Raw genomic sequence first — 22,970 nt, 5'->3', positions numbered from 1 at the left:
TGCCGATGTTTAAACTCCCTTTTGAACTGTTTTTAGGATTGCGTTACACCCGTGCAAAACGGCGTAATGGCTTTATCTCTTTTATCTCACTCTCATCCATGCTGGGCATTGCTTTAGGGGTCACCGCATTGATTACCGTGATGAGTATTATGAACGGTTTTCAAGAAGAGTTACGTTCTCGCATTTTGGGTATGACTTCGCATATGACCATCACCCAATTTGATCGTCGGCTTTCCAATTGGGAAAAGCTTTACAAAGAGATCGAAGGGGTGCCGCATGTGGTGGGTGCAGCGCCCAATGTGATGGCGCAAGGGATGGTGACCCATGGAGGCGCTGTGCAGGGAGTGATGGTACGCGGTATTTTGCCCACCATAGAACCGAAAGTATCTGATATCGCAAGTAAATTGATCGCTGGGCAGTTAATCGATCTTGAACTGCATCCCTATGGGATTATTTTGGGTTCAGAAACTGCCGCTAAATTGGGCGTCAATCTAGGCGATAAGATTACCTTGATTGCGCCTGAAGGGAATGCCTCCCCGATGGGCTTTTTACCGCGTTTAAAACGCTTTACAGTGGTCGGGGTTTTTCATGCTGGGATGTATGAGTATGACAGCGGCTTGGTGCTGGTGCATCTTCGCGATGCACAAAAGTTGTTTAAATTAAAAGATCGTGTCACCGGATTGCAGCTTAAACTGGATGACCTTTTCCTTGTCCATCAGGTGCGCCAAGCAATAGAAAAAAAGGTGGGGGTCGGCTATATCGTGAAAGATTGGACTCAAGAGCATGCAAATTTTTTCCGGGCGGTCAATATGGAGAAAAAGATGATGTTTATAGTATTGGCACTGATTATTATGGTGGCCGCTTTTAATATAGTGTCCACTATGGTGATGGTGGTGACCGATAAACAGCGCGATATAGCGGTCTTACGCACGCTAGGGGCAACCCCTTTAAGCATTCAATGGATCTTTATGACCCAAGGTTTGGTGATTGGGTTGATTGGCGGTCTGCTGGGGTTACTCGGCGGGGTGAGTTTAAGTCTGAATATTCATACGATTGTGCCTTTGATTGAAAAGGCTTTTGGCTTTAAATTTTTCCCGCCAGATGTCTATTACATCAGTGAAGTCCCCTCCCACCTTGAATGGAGCGATGTTTGGAGTGTGACCATTTTGGCCTTTATCTTAACCCTATTGGCAACACTCTACCCAGCTTGGCGCGCTTCCAGAGTCCAACCGGCGGAGGCATTGCGTTATGAGTAAAACCGTCCTGCAGGCGATAGATTTGGCTAAAACTTATCAAGAAGGTAACTTGGTCACCCCTGTGCTAAAAGCGTTGAATCTCAGTTTGCAAGCGCAAGAGCGACTGGCCATTATCGGCAGCTCCGGCTCCGGAAAAAGCACTCTGTTACACCTGCTGGCCGGCTTAGATAAGCCGACAGCGGGTGAAGTGACTCTAATGGGCGAGCCGCTCTCTCACCTTTCAGAGGTTAAAAGAGGACAGTTGCGCAATCGTTATATTGGCTTTGTCTATCAATTTCATTTTCTATTGCCGGAATTAACCGCGGTAGAGAATGTGATGATGCCGCTGCGCATTCGTCGCACCCCCTGGAAAACAGCGCAGCAAAAAGCAGAATATCTGTTGGAAAAAGTAGGGTTGGCGCATCGTCTGCACCATAAACCGAGTGAGCTGTCGGGCGGAGAGCGGCAGCGGGTGGCAATCGCTCGCGCTTTGATTACAGAGCCCGCTTGTATTTTAGCGGATGAACCTACAGGCAATTTAGATGAGAAGGCGGCGGATGAAGTGTTTGAGCTGATGCTGGGATTGAATCAAGATTTCAACACCGCTTTATTAATTGTGACCCATGATTTGAAACTGGCCGCAAAATTAGATCGTCAAATGCTGTTAACAGAAGGTCGACTGCAACCGACACAGATTACCCCACCCGCACTGATTTAACCAATGCTTGCTATTCAAAATATCACCCTCTATGCGGGCAGTCTCTGCCTTTTACAAGATGCCAGTTTTACGCTCCATCCAGGACAGAAAGTGGGTCTAATTGGTCAGAATGGCGCAGGAAAATCGACCTTATTTAAAGCCATTCTTGGGCAAATAAACTTGGATGGCGGTGACATAAAAATGCCGCCCAATTGGCAGGTGGGGTATGTTGAACAGGAAGTGGCGGCTTCAGACTTAACCGCAATGGCATATGTTCTGCAAGGGGATACCCTCTATAGCGAGCTGCAAAAACAATTACAGCAAGCAGAGCAAGCTGAAAATCATGAGCAGTTGGTACAACTATATGATCAGCTGGATTTGATTCAAGGCTACAAAGTGCCAATGAAAGCAAAGCAGCTGTTATTTGGGCTCGGCTTTAAAGCGCATGAATTTGATCAGCCTTTGCACCACTTTTCAGGTGGCTGGCAGGTGCGTTTAAAATTGGCACGTGCCTTAATGCAGCGCGCAGATCTGCTGTTATTGGATGAGCCGACCAACCATTTGGATATTGAAGCGGTTAGCTGGCTGGCTAACTGGCTCTCTCACTATGAGGGGGCATTAATGGTCATCTCTCATGACCGATATTTTTTAGATCAAGTGGTTGAGGGCATAGTGCTGTTGGCCGAACGCAAACTGCATTATTATGCGGGTAACTTTGCCGCCTATGAGCGTCAACGTCATGCGCAGTTGATGCAGCAGCAGGCGCTGCATGATAAACAGAAACAGCAGATGCAACATCTGCAAACCTTTATCAGCCGCTTTAAAGCCAAAGCGAGTAAAGCAAAACAAGCACAGAGTCGCGTCAAAGCGCTAGAACGCATGGAGATGGTCGCTGCGGTGCAGGCAACCAATCCTTTCCACTTCACCTTCGCTTCTCCAGAGCATCTGCCGGATCCGATGATTCAGGTTGAACAGGTCAGTTTCCGTTATCCTGAGCAAACAGCACCCATTTTGCATGACGTGGAAATTGTATTGCGTGCAGGTGATCGCATTGGTTTGGTAGGGGTGAATGGTTCCGGAAAATCGACATTCTTGAAAGTATTGATCGGTGAGCTTAAGCCGCAAGCGGGTAAGGTGATCATCAGTAGCGGGGTGAAGGTGGGGTATTTTGCGCAACATCAGTTGGAAGCTTTGACGCCAGAGCAGAATCCTTTGCAGCATTTACTTAAACTGAATACAGAGATGAGCGACCAGCAAGCGCGGGATTTTTTAGGACAATTTGGCTTTAAGGGAGAAAAAGCGCTCGATCCGGTCAAACAGTTTTCTGGTGGCGAGAAGGCACGACTCTCTTTGGCGATGATTGTGTCGCAAAAACCCAATCTGATTATTCTTGATGAGCCGACCAACCACTTGGATATGGAAACGCGAGATGCATTGGAGATGGCGCTATTGGAATTCAGGGGGGCCATTATTGTCGTCTCGCATGATCGCCATCTGCTCACTTCGATTGTGGATCAATTTTGGTGGGTGCATGACAAACAGGTGGTCCCTTTTATTGGGGGATTGGAGTCTTATTTGCAAGCGCAACTAGAAGTGGTGAAAGCACAAAGCGCGCAATTGAAAGCTGAACAAAAAAGCGATGACAAGCCGCAAGAAAATGCCAAAATCCCCAGTCCTGCGGGCAATAAAAAGCAACAACGACAACAAAAAGCGCAATTGCGTAAAACCGTGCAAGCAGCCATTAAGCCCCTTAAGCAGCAGTCACAAAAGATTGAGCAGCAGCTAGCGAAAGCGCAACAGCAGCTAACTGCCATTCACCAGCAAATGCAGCAGGCAGATTTTTATGAGCAGACCGATTCGGAAACCCTGACATCTATCCTCAAACAGCAAGCAGAGTTAGAAGCGGAAATGGAAGATTTAGAGATGCAGTGGCTGGAGTTGGAAGCGGAAATGGAAAGCGTGGAAGCGAAGATTTACGAGAGATATGAAGAAAATGAAGAATAAAGCGCCTGCGCATTTTGCTTTGCAGGCGCGTAGATGGACTTATTTAAAGGCAGGACCGTGCTGAAAGCCAAGTTTTCGCAAAATCAATACCATTGGGCAGAAGCCAGTTAAACCAGAAACAATTAAGCTTGCCCCTACCAATAGATCTAAAAGATACCAAGCTTCAGACACATAGTGTCCCAACCCTAAACCGAGCAACACCATTGTGCCCGCAACAATCATTACAATGCGTTCAATCACCATATGAAAGCTCCATTTGTATATTTGATTAATTAATAAATGCTATTTATTGTAAATTTTAACATATATAAGAGCGTGTTGGATAGAGTAAACTATAATGTAAAGACATTAAATTTAAAGGGTGTGTGCGATGAAAACAGTGAGTAAATTGGGCATTATGGTATTAGTGGGGCTGGTGATTGCCTTGGGGGCTTTTGAGTGGTTCAAACAATACCATTCCGCTATTCCCGATGGTTTAATTCAAGCCAATGGCCGTATAGAGGGGGATCACTATACCGTCGCCAGTAAGTGGCCGGGTCGCGTGATCGCCTTATTGGCGAGAGAAGGCGACCAAGTTCAGGCCGGTCAGCCATTGATACAGCTGGATGATGCACAAACCCAGGCCAAACTTAAACAGGCTCAAGCGGCAGAAGCGGCCATTCAAGCCCAACTGACCCTAGCGCAAACGCAACTGGATGTGTTTACCCAAAGTGTGACTTTAAAAATTGCCACCGCAAAAGCGGGTGTCGTACATGCTCAAGCACAACTGGAAGCGGCGAAAGCGACAGAGCGTCAGAAAAAAAGAGAAGCTGAGCGGTATCATGTTCTGCTCCAAAAAAACACCATTAAAAAATTGCAGAGTGAGCAGGCCGACTTAGCATGGAAAGTGGCGCTAGCCAACTTAAAAACCGCTCGAACAGCCTTGGTGCAAGCGCAAAAGCAATTGGCGGAGGCGGAATTGGGGCGTGAACAGATTAAAGCGCAACAAGATAAAGTCAAAGCTGTGGCCGCTCAGTTAAAACAGGCGCATGCGGCCGTGCTAGAAGTGCAAAGCACTTTAAATGATCTAACCATTAAGGCTCCCGCAGCTGGCGTGATCACGACACGTATGGCGAATTTAGGGGAGGTGGTCTCTGCGGGAAGAGCTTTGTTCGATATTGTGGATTTGGATCAGCTCTATTTAAAAGTCTATATTCCTGAAAAACAGATCGGTAAAGTGCGTTTAAATTTACCGGCTAGAATTTATACCGATGCCTTCCCCAATCAGCCACTGCCTGCAACGGTGCGTTACATTGCTTCTCAAGCAGAGTTTACCCCGAAAGAGGTGCAAACCCCCGATGAACGGGTGAAACAGGTGTATGCCGTTAAGCTCTATTTAGATCAAAATCCTCAACATCGATATACGCCGGGTCTTCCTGCGGACGCGATGATTCGTTGGGATGAAAAAACGCCATGGGTTGCGCCTCAATGGTAGAGGTTCCGCAAACAGAAACGGTTGTGAGGGCAAAAGGTTTTTACAAGCGTTACAAAAAATGGGTGGCCGTTGAAAACCTAGATTTAACCATTCAACGCGGTGAAATCTACGGTTTGATTGGTCCAGATGGTGCGGGTAAAAGCAGTATTATGAAGGCTGTGGCCGGTGTTTTAGCGTTTGAACAGGGTGAATTACAAGTCTTTAATGAAAAGCTGGATTCTGAAGCCGCAGCGGAACGGATTAAGGCACGCATTGGGTTTATGCCACAGGGTTTAGGCGCTAACCTTTATGCCGAGCTTTCGGTAGAGGAAAATATTGATTTTTTTGCGCAATTGCGTCTTGTTCCAGAAGATGTCCTGGCAGAACGTAAACAGAAACTGCTAGAAATGACCCGTTTGCATAAATTCCGTGATCGGCCGATGAAACATCTATCTGGGGGAATGAAACAGAAACTGGGCTTGGTATGCACCTTGATTCATCAGCCTGAATTATTGATTCTAGATGAGCCCACCACGGGGGTTGACCCCGTTTCGCGAAGAGATTTTTGGTCCATTCTATCTGAATTGCTGCAAACGCAGAGGATGACCGCTCTGATATCGACCGCCTATCTAGATGAAGCCACCCGATTTCATCATTTGGCGATGATGTACCAAGGTCGAATCTTAGCGTCTGGTGAACCTGAAAGCATACAGCAAGAGCATCCAGGCACGATTTTAGCCATAGAAACAGACAATCCTGCGGCAGTCACTGCTAGGCTCATAGAGACATTTGATCAAGTGGAAGCGGTGGGCAATCGCATTAGGGTTTACCTCGAGGGGGTTTCTGAAGCGCAGGCGATTGCCTATTTTCGACAAAAGGTGCCCGATTTTACCTTAACCGCCTATGAGTTAGAGGAACCGACTTTAGAAGACACCTTTATTGCTTTATTGAAACAGCAAAAAGAAGTGCGCAGTTCGGTCAATAGGATCACTTCAAGTGTCTCTTCGGCGCCGGTTGAATCGGCTACAGAAATGGCCATTGTTGCAGAGAATTTGACGCGCGATTTTGGGGATTTTCGCGCGGTTGATCATGTTAGTTTTCAGGTTGCTCAAGGAGAGATTTTTGGCTTACTGGGGGCAAATGGTGCCGGTAAAACGACCGTGATTAGAATGCTCACAGGGATTTTGCCGCCCACCTCAGGAGAGGGCCGGGTGGCCGGTGCCAATATGTACAATGCGGCACAAACGATTAAAGAGCGCATAGGCTACATGTCGCAAGCTTTTTCTTTATATCAAGATCTGACGGTGCTCGAAAATCTGCAGCTGTATGCACAAATTTATGGTGTAGCGCGTAAAAAGCGTCAAATACGCATTGCGGAGCTGCTTGCTTATGCGGGACTTGAAAAGCGAACCCATTCATTGGTCAAATCGTTGCCCATGGGGATGCGTCAACGTCTGGCATTAATTTGTGCTTTGGTCCACCGGCCGCAAGTGTTGTTTTTAGATGAGCCGACTTCTGGCGTTGATCCGGTGGGGAGACGACAATTTTGGCAGATGTTACTGCATTTGGCTAAGGAGGAACGGGTGGCGATTTTGGTGACGACCCATTATATGACGGAAGCAGAGCATTGTGATCGAATTGCTTTAATGTATGCGGGTCGGGTTATTGCGAATGATTCTCCGCTGAAGATGAAAAGCACCTTGGAGCAAGAAGCGGGTCGCTTAATAGCGTTACGGGTAGATCAACCGATCAAGGCACTGCAACGGATTCAGAAGGGAGGCTTTGAACAGGCCGCCTTGTTTGGCAATAAGATTCATCTTTTAACGCATGATGTGGAAAAAACCATTCAATCTATCCAGCAGATCTTGGATGCATCGGGTTTGACTTTACAGGACTATAAGCAGATTTCTCCTAGTTTAGAGGATGTATTTGTCTATCAAATCAGTCGGCAAGAGAAGCAGGAGTCAGTCGGATGAATCGCCAGCGCATTTGGGCTGTGGCTTATAAAGAGTGGCGTGAGATCACACGTGATCGCCTGTTTTTAAGTATGGCGTTTTTATTGCCCATGTTGATGTTGATGGTGCTGGCATGGGGATTATCCTTTGATGTCAAAAATATCCCTTTTGCGGTTTTGGATCAAGATAAAAGTGCTTTAAGTCGAGATCTGCTTCATCGTTTTATCGATTCCCGCTATTTTAACTATCGTGGAGAGGTGCAGAGAGAAGCGGAGGTGGATCAGTTATTGGCTAGAAATGATATTCGTTTTGCGTTGATTATTCCGCCTAAATTTCAAGAGCGTCTGCTATCAGGACGCTCAGCGGAAGTTCAGAGTTTAATTGATGGCACTTTTCCCTATCGTGCGCAAGTGTCAAAAGGGTATGTGTCGGCAATTATCGGTCACTTTAATAGTCACCTTTTGACAGAATATATTATGCGTCGTCAGGGGGTGACTCAGCAGCAAGCACAGGCGCTCACGCAACCCATTCAGTTACAGATACGCTATTTATTTAACCAAGCGCTGCGCAGTATTTGGTCTGTCGCAACCGGTATTATGATGTTGGTGTTGATGGTCGCTCCAGCGTTACTCAGTGTCTTGGGGGTCGTGCGGGAAAAAGAGAATGGCTCTATTTACAATATCTATACTTCAACGATTAGCCGTGGAGAGTTTATTTTAGGCAAGTGGATGCCCTATTTCCTGATCTCTTTCTTTAATATGTTGCTGCTTTGGGGGTTGGTTGTCTGGCTATTTGATGTGCCTTTTAAAGGCAGTCCTGGGTTTTTTCTTTTGGCTTCAATGGTCTATGTTTTGTGTACCACAGGGATTGGGTTATTAATTTCATTTCTGGTCAAAACACAAGTCGCGGCAGTGATGTTAACATTGGTTTCAACCATGATTCCGGCAATGCTCTATTCAGGGCTGTTGATTCCGCTCTCTTCAATGGAGGAAAGCGCTCAGATTCAGGCGCACCTGTTTCCAGCGATGTATTATCTTCAGCTGACTTGGGGTATTTTTTTAAAGGGCTTGGGTTTGAAAGCGTTGTGGGGGAATCTAGTGGCTTTGATAATTTATGCCCTTGTGCTGGGCGGCATTGCTTATTTGAGTTTTCATAAAAGGCCAAAACAATGAAGATTAAAGAGATCATTCTCTGGTGGCAACGTATGGCCATAATGGTGTTAAAGGAGCTTAAACAGCTCTCAAGAGACCCTTTGTTGTTGATTATTATTGCCTATTTTTTTACTGCCGAGATCTATTTGGCCGGAAAAGGGGCAAAAATCACTTTAAATAATGCGGCTTTAATGATAAGTGATCATGATCATAGTGAGATTTCTAGAGAATTGATTTATGCGTTTCAACCGCCTTATGTGATTTATAAAGGTGCATTAGAGGATGATCATCAAACAGAAACGGTTTTGAATAACAGTCGAGCACTGGCGATTTTGGATATTCCTAATCAATTTCAACAAAATCTACTGCAAGGAAAACAGGTGGCGCTGCAATTACAGTTGGATGCCAGTAATATGTCGCTTGCTTCTTTGATGAGTGGCTACAGTGCAGAGCTGATCGGGCAATTTGCGCAAAATTACAGCCTTCAACGGCTGGGACTGAATGCGCAACAGATGGCAAATGTTCCTTTTGTTCAAGATCGGCACCGAGTACGCTATAACCCAAACCAAGAAGACAGTTGGTTTATGAGTATTTCAGAACTCCTCACGGTCACCACTATGATCACCATGATTCTAACTGCGGCGGCGGCGGTGCGTGAGAAAGAGCGTGGGACCATAGAACAGTTAATGGTCTCTCCGCTGACCCCGATGCAAATCCTTCTTCCCAAAGTGATTGCCATGGGGGGGGTGATTTTATTGGCTATCACCCTAAGTCTGTATGGCATTATACAGCCGCTATTTCACGTACCGCTGCAAAATGTTGGTCTTTTTTATCTGGTCAGCACGCTCTATGTTTTTGCGATTTCTGGTTTCGGTCTTTTTATCGCTTCCATTAGTCGTAATCTTGGACAGGTCGCGATGTTGGCACTCTTATTTATTTTACCGATCTCTCTTTTATCCGGTGCATGGACGCCGCCTGAAGCCATGCCGAGTGTGTTACGCTATGCCATGTTTCTCTCTCCTTTGTCTTATTTCACCGAGATGAGTTATGCCGTTTTGTTAAAAGGCGCGGGGCTTAAAACCATTGCCGACTCTATGATCGGGTTGATGCTTTTGGGCGGTGTGATTTTTGCCCTGGGACTTCGGCAGTTTCGCCGACAACTGAGCTAAATCAGTCGTTTATTGATCTTTCATTGAAAATGGGTGTAAAAGCAGTATAATTGCTTATTTAAAATTTTTAAGGGTGCGGCAGATTTCATTCAATGCCGTTATCGAGAACCACTAAACGAGATTGAATAATGCAAGTCAAATTAGAAAAGCCAGAACAAGGTCTAAAACATAAAATTACGGTCAGCTTCCCTTCTGAGGAGTTGGATAAAAAAGTCGAACAGCGCTTAAATGAAATGCGTCGTACAATCAAAATGGATGGTTTCCGTCCAGGTAAAGTGCCTTTAAAAGTTTTGAAAAAACGTTATGGCGGTTCTGTGCGTCAGGAGCTTTTAGGAGAAGCGTTACAAAAAGCTTTCTATGATGCCGTAGAAAAAGAAGGGGTACGCGTTGCAGGTTACCCAATGTTTGATGACCTGAAAGATGAAGATGGCACAATCGAGTTTATTGCCCATTTTGAAACTTATCCAGAGATTCAATTGCCTGAATTCAGCGAATTAGAAGTCGAAAAAGTGGTTGCGGACATTGAAGATAAAGATGTCGATGAATTGATAAACAAGCTGCGTGAACAGCGTGCGGCTTGGCGTACTTGCAATGCAAACAAAAAAGCCAAAAAGGGTGACCAAGTAATTGCCAGCTTTGTTGGCCGCGTGGATGGTGAAGAGTTCGAAGGTGGAAAAGCAGAGGATGTCCCGATTATCCTAGGCTCTGGTCGAATGATTCCTGGCTTTGAAGAGCAGTTGGTCGGCATGAAAAAAGGTGAAACCAAAACCATTAGAGTGACTTTCCCTGAAGATTACCATGCGGAGAATCTGAAAGGTAAAGAGGCTGAGTTTGATGTCACCGTTCACTCGGTACAAACGAAAGAGATGCCTGAAATTGATGAAGAATTTGTGAAATCCTTAGGGATCGAAGCCGGTACTGAAGAAGCTTTGCGTGAAGAAGTCAAAACCAACATGGAACGCGAAGTGATGAATGCAGTTAAACAGCAAAATCGCAATAATGTTTTCAATGCCTTAGAAACTGAAGTGGAAGTGGAGCTGCCACAATCAATGGTTCAACAAGAAGTTGAAGGTTTAATGAACCGTGCGGTGCAGCAACTTCAGCAGCAAGGCATTAAAGCTGAAGATGTGAATTTAACTGCAGATCAGTTTAAAGATGAAGCGGAAAAACGCGTGAAATTAGGCTTGATTTTAGGTCAAGCCATTAAGGATGGCGATTTTAAAGCGACGGACGAAGAGGTCTCTAACTATATTGCTGAGCAGGCTTCGGCTTATGAAGATCCCCAAGAAGTGGTCAACTGGTATCGTCAAAATCCTCAAGCTTTAGCTGAAGTTCAAGCGATGGTGACTGAAGATAAAGTTGCCCAAGCGATTTTGGATCAAGCCAAAGTGAAGGAAGTGAAGAAAAGCTTTAACGAAGTCGTTAATCCAGCGGCTTAATACTTAATAAGAGAGACCTTTGCACGAGATGGTTCTACGGCTAAAAATGGCTAAAATTTCCCCAATCGTTGTTGGAAAACTTGGCAATAGCTGGCTACTGCCTGCGTTTCCCGCCTAGATATGGAAAATTTTTTCTCATTTTTAGCTCGCATCCCACTCATGCAAAGGTCTCAATAAATCATTTTCAAAAACCCTTTTTGTGGGCGAGACTGAGTTGATGCCTTACAATTAGGGTTTTTTTCTTGAAAAAAACGAAAATAGTCTCTATATACCTAATTCAGGTTAATGAGTTCATTGACAACAATTCTAGGAAAGACAATTTTATGATGGATCCAATTCAAAATGCCTTAGTACCCATGGTGATTGAACAAACCAGCAGAGGAGAAAGATCTTATGATATCTACTCTCGGTTATTAAAAGAGCGTGTCATATTTTTAGTGGGGCAAGTTGAGGATCATATGGCGAATTTGATTGTCGCTCAGTTGCTTTTCCTAGAATCTGAAAATCCGGATAAAGATATCCACTTATATATCAACTCGCCTGGTGGCAGTGTGACCGCCGGCATGGCCATTTATGATACCATGCAATTTATTAAGCCGGATGTTTCCACCATGTGTATTGGTCAAGCGGCCAGTATGGGTTCATTCTTGTTAGCTGCGGGAGCGAAAGGTAAGCGTTATGCGCTGCCCAATGCGCGCGTCATGATTCATCAACCCTTAGGTGGATTTCAAGGTCAGGCAAGTGATATTGAAATCCATGCAAAAGAAATTTTGTCCATTAAAAAGAAATTAAATGGATTACTGGCAGAGCATACCGGTCAGCCAATTGAACGGATTGAACAAGATACTGATCGCGATAATTTTATGAGCGCTGAAGAAGCCAAGGATTATGGGTTGATTGATCAGGTCTTAACCCGTCGAGCATAATCGACTCGACTTTATAGGAAAAGATAGATGAGTGAAAAAAATTTATATTGTTCATTTTGTGGAAAAAGCCAAGATGAGGTGAAAAAGCTCATTGCGGGTCCCAGTGTATATATTTGTGATGAATGTGTCGAATTGTGTAATGACATCTTGAGAGAAGAGTTTGGCGAAGAGGCGATGAGCCAATTTGAGCTAGAACATCTCCCAACGCCTCATGAAATCAGTCAAATTTTAGATGAGTATGTCATTGGTCAAGAGCAAGCCAAGAAAGTGTTGGCTGTGGCGGTTTATAACCATTACAAACGGTTACAAAATGCCAACCTTAAAGAAGATGATGTGGAATTGACCAAAAGTAATATCTTACTGATTGGTCCGACAGGTTCAGGAAAAACGCTTTTGGCCCAAACCCTAGCCAAACTCTTAGATGTGCCTTTTGCCATTGCGGATGCCACCACTTTGACAGAAGCCGGTTATGTTGGGGAAGATGTTGAGAGCATTGTCCTTAAATTGTTGCAGCGTTGTGATAATGACCCTGAAAAAGCGGAAAGAGGCATTATCTATATTGATGAAATCGATAAAATTACGCGTAAATCTGAAAACCCTTCGATTACGCGCGATGTTTCCGGTGAAGGTGTTCAGCAAGCGTTATTAAAATTGGTGGAAGGAACCATTGCCAATATTCCCCCTCAAGGTGGACGCAAGCACCCTAATCAAGACATGATCCAAGTGGATACTTCAAAGATTTTATTTATTGTGGGGGGCGCTTTTGAAGGCTTAGATAAGATTATTGAACAGCGCACAGAAAAAAACACCGGCATTGGATTTGCTGCAGAGGTCAAATCTGAAGTAGATAAACGAAAAAATCGTAAAAAACTTCAAGATATTGAACCTGAAGATCTGATTAAGTTTGGCTTAATTCCAGAATTTGTTGGGCGTTTACCTGTGATTGCCACACTTGAAGAGTTGGACGAGCAAGCCCTGATTCAAATCCTGACAGAGCCTAAAAATGCTTTGGTGAAACAATTCCAGAAAATGTTTGAACTAGAAGGGGTTGAGCTTCAAATTCAAACTGAGGCATTAGAAGCGATTGCTAAATTGGCGATTGAACGCAAAACGGGGGCACGGGGGTTACGCTCAATTATGGAGCAAATCTTGCTAGATACCATGTATGACTTGCCCAGCATGAAAAATGTTGAGAAAGTCATTATCAATAAAGCGGTGATCGAAAATAAAAATCCGCCTTTATTGGTTTATAAAGAAGAAGAGACTGAAAAAGTCAGTGGTTAATTGAGGCCCTATTCAATTTACAACGATGAGATGGAGTCCAAGGGCTCCATTTTTATTTTAAGAGACAAAAAAACCTATGGATTTAGATCAAATAGAAATGAAAATGAATGTATTCGTCCTCCCGTTAAGAGATGTGGTCGTGTTTCCAGGCACAGTGATTCCACTCTTTGTTGGTCGAGAGAAGTCGGTCAATGCTCTAAATGAGGCGATGCAACAAGACAAACAGATTTTTTTGGTCACTCAGAAAACCCCAGATATTGATCATCCTCAATTGGAGGATCTCTATCCGGTGGGAACCATGGCTAATATTTTACAGCTCCTTAAACTGCCTGATGGAACAGTTAAAGCGCTTATTGAAGGTGTGCAACGTTTCAATTTGATTGGGCTAAAAGAAGAGCAGGATGTTTTATTGGGGGATATTCAAAGGTTGAAAATTCCCATTCCTGATCCTGATGAACTGATGCTTTTGGTTCAAACCATTCATGATCGATTTGAGGTGTATGCGGAACTGAAAAAGAAATTGCCGACAGAGGTGAAAGAGTCGGTGCTTAAAACTTTTGATGCAGACCGTTTGGTCGATTTGGTCTCCTCAAACTTAAGTTTGGATGTGGCTAAAAAGCAGATGCTGTTAGAGATGGTGGATCAGACTGAGCGTCTTGAAAAATTATTGGTCTATCTTGAGACGGAAATTGAAATCTTAGAGTCTGAAAGACGGATTAATACCCGTGTTAAACAGCAAGTGGATAAGACGCAGAGAGACTTTTATCTGCATGAAAAAATCAAAGCGATTCATAAAGAGCTGGGGGAAGAGGAAGACACCGTCGATGAGTTTAAACAGCTAAAAGAAAAAATTGAAACGGTTGGGCTTCCAAAAGCTGTGCAAGAGAAGGCTAACTCGGAATTGAGAAAGCTGAAGATGATGTCACCGCAATCACCAGAGGCAACCATTGTTCGCAATTATTTAGATTGGCTATTAAATATTCCATGGAAAAAGCGTTCTCGTCTCTCTAAAGATCTGGAAAAGGCGGAACAGATTTTGGATGCCCAGCATGCAGGGCTAGAGAAAGTTAAGGAACGCATACTCGAGTATTTAGCGGTGCAAAAGCGGGTGAATAAATTAAAAGGGCCAATTTTATGCTTAGTTGGACCGCCAGGGGTGGGAAAAACCACTTTGGCGCGCTCTATTGCAGAAGCGACGCACCGAAAGTATGTGCGCATGTCATTAGGCGGTGTGCGTGATGAGGCGGAAATTCGGGGACATCGCCGCACCTATATTGGCGCCATGCCCGGTAAAATCATTCAGAAAATGAAAGATGCGGGCACAGTGAATCCGCTGTTTTTATTGGATGAAATTGACAAAATGGCCAAAGATTTTCGGGGAGATCCAGCCAGTGCCTTATTGGAAGTTCTCGATCCAGAGCAAAATAAGAGCTTTAATGATCACTATCTAGAAGTGGACTATGATCTTTCAAATGTGATGTTTGTGGCTACCTCTAACTCGATGGATATTCCAGAGCCTCTGTTGGATCGTATGGAAGTGATCAATTTGGCCGGCTATACCGAAGCGGAAAAGTTGGAGATTGCGAAAAAACATCTTTTACCTCGTCAACTTGAAGCCCATGGTTTGAAAACCGGTGAGCTTGCTGTCACGGATGAGGCGCTGCAGCGCATGATTCAACTCTATACCCGTGAAGCTGGGGTTCGGCTGTTAGATCGAGAGATCGCCAAGTTGTGTCGTAAGGTGGTAAAGCAGTTGGTGTTGAATGAAAAACAGCCGCCTGTACGTATCGACGAGAAGAATCTTGAAGAATATCTTGGGGTGGCTCGCTATCGCATTGGTCTGGCTGATGAGCAAAATCAGATTGGACAGGTCTCTGGCTTGGCCTGGACGCGTGTCGGCGGAGATTTATTAAGAATTGAAGCCACCAAAATGCCAGGAAAGGGCAAAGTCGTCACCACAGGTCAGTTAGGCAGCGTCATGCAAGAATCTACCCAGACCGCAATGAGTGTGATTCGCAGCCGATCTAAGCAACTGGGGCTTGCAGAGGATTTTTATGAGAAATATGACCTGCATTTGCACTTCCCTGAAGGCGCCATCAAAAAAGATGGTCCCAGTGCAGGGATTGCGGTCTGTACAGCCATTGCTTCTGTGTTTACAGAGATTCCTGTCAGAGCCGATGTTGCTATGACCGGGGAGATTACCTTGAGAGGGGCTGTTTTGCCAATCGGCGGACTGAAAGAGAAGCTATTAGCGGCATTAAGAGGGGGCATTAAAAAAGTGCTTATTCCGCATGAGAATGTGCGGGATTTGAAAGAGATCTCACAAGAGATCACTTCGCAAATCGAAATTGTGCCCGTTGAATGGATCGATGAGGTCTTTAAACATGCACTTTTAAGGCTCCCTAATGAGGCAGAATCCACCGCTAAGCCAATAGAAAAAACGAATCATCCTATAGCAACTGAGACCAAAGACTCAGCGGTTAATTCGGAAAAAAAAGGGGTGAATAGCCATTAATTCTAAAAAAATAGGCCGTTTTGTTATTTGTTGGCATTTTAGTGTTGACAGGGCGTGTTAAAGCTTGCTATAAATGCTATCAGCCTCTTTTTAAGGCCCTACTTGGATAAAAATAATTTATGGAGAAACAACAATGAATAAATCTGAACTCGTCAGTGCCATTGCAGAAGAATCAGGTCTCACGAAGGCTGATGCTGCGAAAGCTTTAGATGCAACGGTTAAGGTGATTACGCAAGCGCTTAGCGATGGTGATCAAGTTGCAATTATCGGTTTTGGAACTTTTAAAGTGGGTGAGCGCGCTGCGCGCACAGGCCGTAACCCACAAACGGGTGCGACTATGGAAATCCCAGCAGCTAAAGTGCCTAAATTTACAGCTGGTAAGGCTCTGAAAGAGGCAGTGAACTAAAATTGTGGCAAAAGTAGCCTTAATGAATGAGAAGTTAATAGACTGTAAAAAAGTCGTAAAAATCCATTGACAAAAGCGCTACAGCCTTTATAATACGCCCATCTTTAAACGGATGGGCTTTTTTATAAAGTTGACATCTTAAAAGATCATTTAATGTGATTGGGTGATTAGCTCAGTTGGGAGAGCATCGCCCTTACAAGGCGAGGGTCACTGGTTCGAGCCCAGTATCACCCACCAATCACGGAGCGGTAGTTCAGCTGGTTAGAATACCTGCCTGTCACGCAGGGGGTCGCGGGTTCGAATCCCGTCCGCTCCGCCATTTTACATTTTAGTTTTGCACCAAGATTGGGTGATTAGCTCAGTTGGGAGAGCATCGCCCTTACAAGGCGAGGGTCACTGGTTCGAGCCCAGTATCACCCACCAATCACGGAGCGGTAGTTCAGCTGGTTAGAATACCTGCCTGTCACGCAGGGGGTCGCGGGTTCGAATCCCGTCCGCTCCGCCATTCTTTATACGCTTTTATACAGTAATATCTAACAATCGTCCGATCAATTGATCTTCCGTTTTTAGCGCTTTAATATTCGCTTCACTCATCCTTTCAGCGCCTTTTAAATCTAAAACAGAACTTTCTAGAGACGGTTTGAGCTGGGTATTTGGAAATTGTGCAGTTTGCAAATTTTCTAAGTTATCTTTAGAAGGGATCGTGGCTTCAATCAATTGATGGCTGGCCGTTTGATAGGCCGATAGACTGTGTTGTAAGCCGTTTATGGTATTCATTAGATAAAACTCCCTTTTTTAAAACCTTATTGATAGGCTAAATAGGTCTGGATGGGTTTAATTTGATAGAGGACAAACACTTTTCCCCAGCGTTCGCTGCCTTGGCGATCGACGATAATTTTTATCTTATCATCTTCCCAGATGTAGGCACGATAGGTGCCTGAGCCTCCCCAACTTTTGGTGATCACTTTGGGCGTTTGTTTAACCTGTTTTTGAATCTGTTGTGCCACTTCTTGGGTGGTAATGGGCGTGAGTCGATTATTAAATTTGATGCTTTGGTAACGAAAGAGGCGATAAAGTGAGGAGAGTTTGCCTTCAGGGGTATAGCGACACTCAATATAATAGCTATCTCTTAAATTTGACCAAGGATAGAATTTATCAATATTTTTTTGATGCACGGTCGATTCGGCTTGTACAAAGCCTCCGGTATTCCATAATAGTTTACGGATACTATTCAGATCTTGCTCAATCAGTTTAGCCCCTAAAAAGGTCACATTTTCAAGCGAGGGGGTCTTAGGAGGTGTTTGGTTAGTCTCTTTTTTTTCTGCCGCAAAACTTGATGAGGAGAGGTTTGTCAGAAGTAGGGACATAATGAGCTGAAAAAGCGTTAAAAGTTTTAATGGCTGTTTCATTTCTTTCAGTCCTTAATCAATATTTTATGATTAATCTATCGGCGTATTTAGCCATTTCTTAAGGTCTTCTATCGCGGCATCATCCGTTTGATTAAGGGTATAAAGGGTTTCCTTTGGAAAATGAAATGCATTTAATTCCGCTTGGTCAACGGCTTCTATCCATTGGTTTTGCATCTGCATCACTTCAACTGTGGCATCGGAGGGATTATTGTTGCTCTGTTGTCGCTGTTTGATCTGTTCAGCGGTTTCAGTTAACGCTTTTTGGACACTGATTATGCGAACTTGTGCGTGCTGTTGTTGCGCCAATGCGTAAAAAACTTGGCGGTGCACTTTTTTGAGATTAGTGGCATCGATAATCACTGTGTATTGAAGCTGTAAAAGCGTTTGCGCTAATTGGTGTAATCTCTCATAGGTATTTCGATTCATTTCAGGGCCATAGAGCGTGGGTCGTTCAGACTCCGTCGGGCGCTGTAGAGGCGAGAGGCCAAACAGTCTTTTACGTTCAATATCTGAACTGATCACAATGCCTTGAACCGTTGGTGCAATTTTTTCTGCAACATAACTTTTGCCGGAGCCTGAAATGCCCTGCATTAAGATAAGCTGGGGCTGTCGAAGCTGATAGGCGATGGTTTCTGCTTGTAGAATAAAGTGATGAGCGCGTTTTAAAGTCTGTTGAATCTCTATCTGTTGGGTAAGTTGCTGCGCACGCAAAGCCGTAATTTTGGCGCGTACCAAATTTCGATAGACCTGATAAAAGGGGAGGAGTTGTAACCCTAAATAATCCCCCGTTTGTTGTAGATATTGGTTTAAGATTTGATTGGCTAAAAGAGGCTGTTTGCGATCTTGTAGGTCAATTAATAAAAAGGCAAGGTCGCTCATGCGGTCAATCCAGCGGAAGGCTTCATTAAACTCAATGCCATCAAATAAAACAGGTCGCTCATTAATGAGGGTGATATTGTCTAAATGTAAATCACCATGGCAGGCGCATACATACCCCGAAGTTTTGCGCGCATTGAGGACATCATGAAGTTGCTGGGCTTGAAAGTCTGTCCAAGCTTGAAGTTGACGCAATTTATATTGAATTTCAGGGTTTGAAAAGGCTTTAAGCAAGGGCGGGAAATTATCGAGCATGGGTTGCAGAATCGCTTCAGGTGTGCCCCAGGGACTTTCTAAAGGGGCTTTTTCAGCTTGCTGGTGTAGCTGTGCAATTTGTTGCGCAATCTGCTGGGTCTGAGTAGCGGTGAGCGAATGATGTTGCAGATATCGACCCAATACCTGATTCGGATCAAATTGCTGCATTTTTAATAAATATTCCACTGGCGTCTGCGTTGAATGAGGACGGTTAAGCGTATAACTCTTGGTTTGTTGATAAACGGGAAGAATGTCTAAATAGAGTTGAGGGGCGGTGCGTCGGTTCAGTTCAAACTCAAGTTGATAGTATTGATGGCGCTTCTGTAAGGTCGAGAAATCTAAAAAGCCGAAATTAACCGGCTTTTTCAGTTTATAGGCGTATCGACCCGTTAAGAAAACGATCGAAATATGGGTTTCAATGGTGGTAATGACTTCAACCGGGTGAGGGTAGAAGTCAGGATTCAGTAGCGCTTCAACCAGGTGTTCAAAAGAGGGGGAATTGGAAGAAGACGCCATTAGGAAGGGTTATGCCACGCCTTGCTTTTCTTTGAGCTCTTGTTTGCGCTTCATTTCAACGGATAGGGTCGCAGTTGGGCGCGCTTCCATACGAGCTAAACCGATCTCTTCACCGCTGATTTTACAATAACCATAGTCTCCATTTTCAATGTCACGTAGAGAGCTTTCAATCTTAGCGATGAGTTTACGTTCACGATCACGCGCACGCAGTTCAAGCGCAAAATCTTCTTCTAAGCTGGCACGATCATTAGGGTCAGCAGGGGTTTCAGAATTATTTTTTAAATGCTCAACTGTTTGCGAAGCTTCTTCCAGCAGTTGCTCCTTCCAGGCTAGGAGCTTTTTTCTAAAATGTTCAACCATCTCAGGACTCATATACTCCTCACCCTCTTTGGGTTCATAGGGAGGGTAGTCCTCAATAAATTGTTTTGATATTTCCATCGTATCACTCCTAATCGTATATTTCTTGCGGAAAAATTTGTAACTGCATTTTATAGCATCTTTCCGTCCGCTTTTCAAATCACCTTTATATGAAAGGTGGGATAATCTAATTACAGCCGCATCTCACTCATGCAAAGGTCTCCCATAGTCTATAGATGATGTTTATCATCAATTATATAAAATTGTAATGATAGTAAGATTCCACTATAGTATGGATTGAATCAGTAAAATATGGAGATTGAAATGGCAGAATTAAAAGCCCTTTTGTTTGATGTAGATGGGACGCTAGCCGATACCGAAAAAGATGGGCATCGGGTTGCATTTAACCTAGCGTTTGAAAAGGCGGGTTTGGATTGGTATTGGGATGAAGCGCTCTATGGTGAGTTATTAGCGGTCACCGGCGGTAAAGAGCGCATTCGCTATTATTTAGAACACTTTAACACTGAATTTGAAAAACCAGATTCCTTAGAGGATTTTATCAAAACCCTTCACGCCTCTAAAACTGAATTTTATACCCAGCTGCTGGCAAAGGGAGCGATTCCACTGCGTCCTGGCGTTGAGCGTTTAATTAATGAAGCCAAGGACGCAGGGATGCGAATGGCCATTGTCACTACGACCACCCCTGCGAATGTCACCGCCTTGCTTGAAAGTACTTTAGGACCGGAGGCTGAATCTTGGTTTGAGGTGATTGCTGCTGGAGACATCGTACCCGCCAAAAAACCTGCCCCCGATATTTATCACTGGGCCATGCAACAGATGAATATCACGCCTGAAGAGGCGATAGCGTTTGAAGATTCTTATAATGGCATTCAATCCTCAAGTGCTGCAGGGGTGAAGACTTTGGTCACGGTAAATGACTATACCCAAGAAGATGATTTTGCGAATGCCGCCATTGTTTTAGACCATTTAGGAGAGGCAGATCAGCCGCATCAGGTCTTGGATGGGGTTGCACCTAAAGATCAGAAGTTTGTCGATTTAGATTGGGTCAAAGCGCTTCACCAAAAAGCTTAATTATTTAAAGAGGCTCTAATAATTGGGTCACGCCAAAAGCCGCGTCTGTCTGCAGTGGCTTTTGGTTTATTACACTTAACGCATGAGTTAAAATTTCCTCTCTAACCTTTTGCCACAGTTGGTTTTTTATTCCACCGCCGACACTGTAAATGCGTTTAACCCCCACATTATCAGCCTGCATTGCAAGATTCAGTTTTTGGTAGGCTAGTTTTTCTATATTGACGAGTCCTTCAATTAATCCCAATAAAAACAGATCATCATCCTTTGGTTTAGGCGTGAGTTTGGGGGCTAAATTAGGATCAAAAATCGGAAATCGTTCTCCTTTTTCGATTAAAGGGTAATAATCCAAGCCTGTTGGGATTGAATAGGTGCCATCTGCAAGTTTTTGTTCGAGTCTTGAGAGTCTAGAGACCAGTTCCTCTAATTTAAAATGTTTTAACAAGACTGCCCCCCCAGTATTTGAGGCGCCTCCCACTAACCACATCTCTTTTAATCGATGACTATAAACGCCTGCATCAGGCTGATAAACTGGGTCATTGGTGAGCAGTTTGATCGCTAATGTTGACCCCAAAGAGGTGACACCGTCTCCCAACTGATGGGCGCCGGTCGCTAAAAAAGCGGCGATACTGTCAGTGGTTCCACAATAAATTTTGCAGGTTTTGGGAAGAGAAAATTGTTGTGCCACTTCAGATCTAATCGGGGCTAAAAAGGTTCCAGCCGGACGCACCTTTGGAAGCTTAAGCGGGGCAATCCATTCAGAAATCCAAGCTGGCCAGCTTCGAGTAATGGGGTTGAAGCCCAGTTTCAAGGCACTGTTTTCATCAGTGATTTGGTACTGTCCCGTCAAATAGCCATTCATCCAGTCAATTTGATGGCAAATCATTAGGCGCTGACGGTTTGTCATTGTCTGTTTTTGTAACCACAAAACTTTGGCTAAGGTGCTTGCAGGGCCTAATAAAGTGCTTTCAGGCGCATGGATGGGGTCAGACATTCGCTGATGGACATGCTCCGAGATTGCCGCGGCTTCTCTCTTTGCACTTTGATGGTTGTACATCAACGCTTGTGTGCAAGCTCGAACCTGTCCATTTTTAGATTCTGCCAATAGCACTGTAGAAGAGGTGGCATCTAGGATAATTTGCTGGATCTGTTGGCGTAAGTTAAGGGGAATTTGCGCGAATAAGGCTTCTAAAGCCAACACCCAAGCGTTAGGATCTTGTACGGTATGGGTAGGGGCATTTAATCCAAGCTGGGGATAGGCGACGGTAAAAAAATCAGTGTGCATTCCTTGGCGAATGCAGCCTCGAACCCCTGATGTGCCAAAATCTATCCCTAAAATCATTTGAACCCCAAGTCAAAGTCAGTAAACCACCATTTTAAGTGGAAAAAAAACCATTTACCAAGTAAAATTTATCTACTCATCTTACCAACGACGAAGGGCTTAAGGCATGAATGAATTACAGCAAGTTTTGCTGGTAATCGCAATTATTGTGGTCGGCGCACTGTACCTGATCAGTCGGCGTAAAAAACAGCGCAATCAAACCCAAGTCAAAACACGCCAAAATGAGACCCCATCCTCTAGCCCCCATTCAGCACCTGTCGATGAAGCAGTGCATACGGATAATCAGCAAAAATTGCCTTTGGATGATCAGCTTATCCAAGAAGAGAAGCCCAAGCATATTGTGATTGAAGATCCAGACATGGCCACTATTGAGGAGGTCGGTGTGCCGATTGAAGACACGCCTATCCGTTTTGGCCGTCCTGAAAATGCGTCCACTCAGCAAGCCGAAAAGATCGAGCGATCCGTAGAAAAAACAGAACCTGAAGCGTTTGTGATCGTCGTCATGGGGACAGGCAATGAGTTTCCTATGAAATCTGTACAACATGCTTTATTAGGCGTCGGACTCGAATTTTCGCAAGAGCAACAGATTTATCTAAAAAAAGACTCGATGGGCAATACCATTATCAGAGTTGCCAACTTACTTGAACCAGGGACTTTCCCAGCTGAAAATCTTGAGCACTCTGCTACTCCAGGGGTTGTGTTAATTCTTCAACTGCCGACCACCATTAAAGCACCGGCAGCGATGCATGATCTGATTATGATGGCGCGAAAAATTTCTCAGAGACTGAATGGGCGTTTATACAATGCAGAGCGTCAACTGTTAAAAGAGTCTGATTTACAAGCCATGCGTGATGCAGCCATTGCCTATGAATCCACGCCTGCTTAATCTGTT

Annotated in this window: 20 protein-coding genes and 4 tRNA genes; 18 read left to right on the top strand and 6 right to left on the bottom strand. The window is 44.4% G+C overall.

Translation table 11 applies throughout. From position 1 onward, the window contains the following. Nucleotides 1–5: 5 nt before the first annotated feature. The 3 genes from ACYQ05_RS02960 to ACYQ05_RS02950 are packed head-to-tail and all read left to right on the top strand — an operon-like array spanning nucleotide 6 to nucleotide 3,936. Nucleotides 6–1,256, top strand: coding sequence for a lipoprotein-releasing ABC transporter permease subunit (locus ACYQ05_RS02960; protein ID WP_459818176.1), 1,251 nt, complete (start codon nucleotides 6–8; stop codon nucleotides 1,254–1,256). Further along, nucleotides 1,249–1,953 carry a lipoprotein-releasing ABC transporter ATP-binding protein LolD gene (gene lolD / locus ACYQ05_RS02955; protein ID WP_459818174.1) on the top strand — a complete coding sequence of 235 codons (705 nt, stop codon included), beginning with the start codon at nucleotides 1,249–1,251 and terminating at the stop codon, nucleotides 1,951–1,953. Before ACYQ05_RS02960 ends, lolD begins: the two co-directional genes overlap by 8 nt. A gap of 3 nt (nucleotides 1,954–1,956) precedes the next feature. Next, a complete protein-coding gene (locus tag ACYQ05_RS02950) occupies nucleotides 1,957–3,936 on the top strand; it encodes an ABC-F family ATP-binding cassette domain-containing protein (protein WP_459818172.1) in 1,980 nt (659 codons plus the stop codon). A 39-nt stretch (nucleotides 3,937–3,975) separates the two neighbouring features. On the opposite strand, the gene ACYQ05_RS02945 is transcribed toward ACYQ05_RS02950, so the two are convergent. Continuing rightward, nucleotides 3,976–4,179, bottom strand: coding sequence for a YgaP family membrane protein (locus ACYQ05_RS02945; protein ID WP_459818171.1), 204 nt, complete (start codon nucleotides 4,177–4,179; stop codon nucleotides 3,976–3,978). Nucleotides 4,180–4,306: 127 nt separating this feature from the next. On the opposite strand from ACYQ05_RS02945, the gene ACYQ05_RS02940 reads away from it, so the two are divergent. The 13 genes from ACYQ05_RS02940 to ACYQ05_RS02880 all read left to right on the top strand — a co-directional run bounded on the left by ACYQ05_RS02940 (nucleotide 4,307) and on the right by ACYQ05_RS02880 (nucleotide 16,739). Further along, entirely contained in the window at nucleotides 4,307–5,410 is a 1,104-nt protein-coding gene (locus ACYQ05_RS02940; protein WP_459818169.1) for an HlyD family secretion protein, read from the top strand. Then, nucleotides 5,389–7,365, top strand: a complete 1,977-nt coding sequence (locus ACYQ05_RS02935; protein WP_459818168.1) for an ATP-binding cassette domain-containing protein — start codon at nucleotides 5,389–5,391, stop codon at nucleotides 7,363–7,365. Before ACYQ05_RS02940 ends, ACYQ05_RS02935 begins: the two co-directional genes overlap by 22 nt. Next, nucleotides 7,362–8,516: an ABC transporter permease gene (locus tag ACYQ05_RS02930; RefSeq protein WP_459818166.1), complete on the top strand. Its 1,155-nt coding sequence runs from the start codon at nucleotides 7,362–7,364 to the stop codon at nucleotides 8,514–8,516. Before ACYQ05_RS02935 ends, ACYQ05_RS02930 begins: the two co-directional genes overlap by 4 nt. Next, nucleotides 8,513–9,664, top strand: a complete 1,152-nt coding sequence (locus tag ACYQ05_RS02925; protein ID WP_459818164.1) for an ABC transporter permease — start codon at nucleotides 8,513–8,515, stop codon at nucleotides 9,662–9,664. The genes ACYQ05_RS02930 and ACYQ05_RS02925 overlap by 4 nt, the downstream gene beginning before the upstream one ends. A gap of 128 nt (nucleotides 9,665–9,792) precedes the next feature. Then, the gene (tig, locus tag ACYQ05_RS02920; RefSeq protein WP_459818162.1) at nucleotides 9,793–11,103 is read left to right on the top strand and encodes a trigger factor; all 1,311 of its coding nucleotides are present in this window, start codon (nucleotides 9,793–9,795) and stop codon (nucleotides 11,101–11,103) included. 323 nt (nucleotides 11,104–11,426) lie between these two features. Continuing rightward, nucleotides 11,427–12,029 carry an ATP-dependent Clp endopeptidase proteolytic subunit ClpP gene (clpP, locus tag ACYQ05_RS02915; protein ID WP_459818160.1) on the top strand — a complete coding sequence of 201 codons (603 nt, stop codon included), beginning with the start codon at nucleotides 11,427–11,429 and terminating at the stop codon, nucleotides 12,027–12,029. 27 nt (nucleotides 12,030–12,056) lie between these two features. Then, nucleotides 12,057–13,313, top strand: a complete 1,257-nt coding sequence (gene clpX, locus ACYQ05_RS02910; RefSeq protein ID WP_459818158.1) for an ATP-dependent Clp protease ATP-binding subunit ClpX — start codon at nucleotides 12,057–12,059, stop codon at nucleotides 13,311–13,313. 76 nt (nucleotides 13,314–13,389) lie between these two features. Further along, nucleotides 13,390–15,828, top strand: a complete 2,439-nt coding sequence (gene lon, locus ACYQ05_RS02905) for an endopeptidase La (protein ID WP_459818157.1) — start codon at nucleotides 13,390–13,392, stop codon at nucleotides 15,826–15,828. Nucleotides 15,829–15,961: 133 nt separating this feature from the next. Next, on the top strand, nucleotides 15,962–16,234 hold the full coding sequence (locus ACYQ05_RS02900) for an HU family DNA-binding protein (RefSeq protein ID WP_459818155.1): 273 nt from the start codon (nucleotides 15,962–15,964) through the stop codon (nucleotides 16,232–16,234). Between the two features lie 161 nt (nucleotides 16,235–16,395). Then, nucleotides 16,396–16,471 (top strand) — tRNA-Val (locus ACYQ05_RS02895). Nucleotides 16,472–16,476: 5 nt separating this feature from the next. Then, nucleotides 16,477–16,553: transfer RNA gene (locus tag ACYQ05_RS02890), tRNA-Asp, on the top strand. Nucleotides 16,554–16,581: 28 nt separating this feature from the next. Further along, nucleotides 16,582–16,657 (top strand) — tRNA-Val (locus tag ACYQ05_RS02885). Between the two features lie 5 nt (nucleotides 16,658–16,662). Beyond that, nucleotides 16,663–16,739 (top strand) — tRNA-Asp (locus tag ACYQ05_RS02880). A 14-nt stretch (nucleotides 16,740–16,753) separates the two neighbouring features. Here the strand turns inward: ACYQ05_RS02880 and ACYQ05_RS02875 are convergent. From ACYQ05_RS02875 to dksA, 4 genes are read right to left on the bottom strand one after another with little or no spacing between them, the layout of a single operon-like run. Next, nucleotides 16,754–17,011, bottom strand: a complete 258-nt coding sequence (locus tag ACYQ05_RS02875) for a hypothetical protein (RefSeq protein WP_459818153.1) — start codon at nucleotides 17,009–17,011, stop codon at nucleotides 16,754–16,756. Nucleotides 17,012–17,037: 26 nt separating this feature from the next. Continuing rightward, nucleotides 17,038–17,643, bottom strand: coding sequence for a hypothetical protein (locus ACYQ05_RS02870; RefSeq protein WP_459818151.1), 606 nt, complete (start codon nucleotides 17,641–17,643; stop codon nucleotides 17,038–17,040). Between the two features lie 30 nt (nucleotides 17,644–17,673). Further along, nucleotides 17,674–19,290, bottom strand: a complete 1,617-nt coding sequence (locus ACYQ05_RS02865; RefSeq protein ID WP_459818149.1) for a bifunctional aminoglycoside phosphotransferase/ATP-binding protein — start codon at nucleotides 19,288–19,290, stop codon at nucleotides 17,674–17,676. A 9-nt stretch (nucleotides 19,291–19,299) separates the two neighbouring features. Continuing rightward, nucleotides 19,300–19,728, bottom strand: a complete 429-nt coding sequence (dksA, locus tag ACYQ05_RS02860; protein WP_459818148.1) for an RNA polymerase-binding protein DksA — start codon at nucleotides 19,726–19,728, stop codon at nucleotides 19,300–19,302. A 243-nt stretch (nucleotides 19,729–19,971) separates the two neighbouring features. Here dksA and ACYQ05_RS02855 point away from each other — a divergent pair, with 243 nt between their 5' ends. After that, the gene (locus ACYQ05_RS02855) at nucleotides 19,972–20,739 is read left to right on the top strand and encodes an HAD family hydrolase (protein WP_459818146.1); all 768 of its coding nucleotides are present in this window, start codon (nucleotides 19,972–19,974) and stop codon (nucleotides 20,737–20,739) included. 4 nt (nucleotides 20,740–20,743) lie between these two features. Here the strand turns inward: ACYQ05_RS02855 and ACYQ05_RS02850 are convergent, their stop codons facing one another. After that, on the bottom strand, nucleotides 20,744–22,078 hold the full coding sequence (locus ACYQ05_RS02850) for an FGGY-family carbohydrate kinase (RefSeq protein WP_459818145.1): 1,335 nt from the start codon (nucleotides 22,076–22,078) through the stop codon (nucleotides 20,744–20,746). A 106-nt stretch (nucleotides 22,079–22,184) separates the two neighbouring features. Here ACYQ05_RS02850 and ACYQ05_RS02845 point away from each other — a divergent pair, with 106 nt between their 5' ends. After that, on the top strand, nucleotides 22,185–22,964 hold the full coding sequence (locus tag ACYQ05_RS02845) for a cell division protein ZipA (protein WP_459818143.1): 780 nt from the start codon (nucleotides 22,185–22,187) through the stop codon (nucleotides 22,962–22,964). Nucleotides 22,965–22,970 lie beyond the last annotated feature (6 nt).

This window comes from Galenea microaerophila, from assembly GCF_054657255.1.
This window is presented reverse-complemented; position numbering and strand designations above follow the sequence as displayed.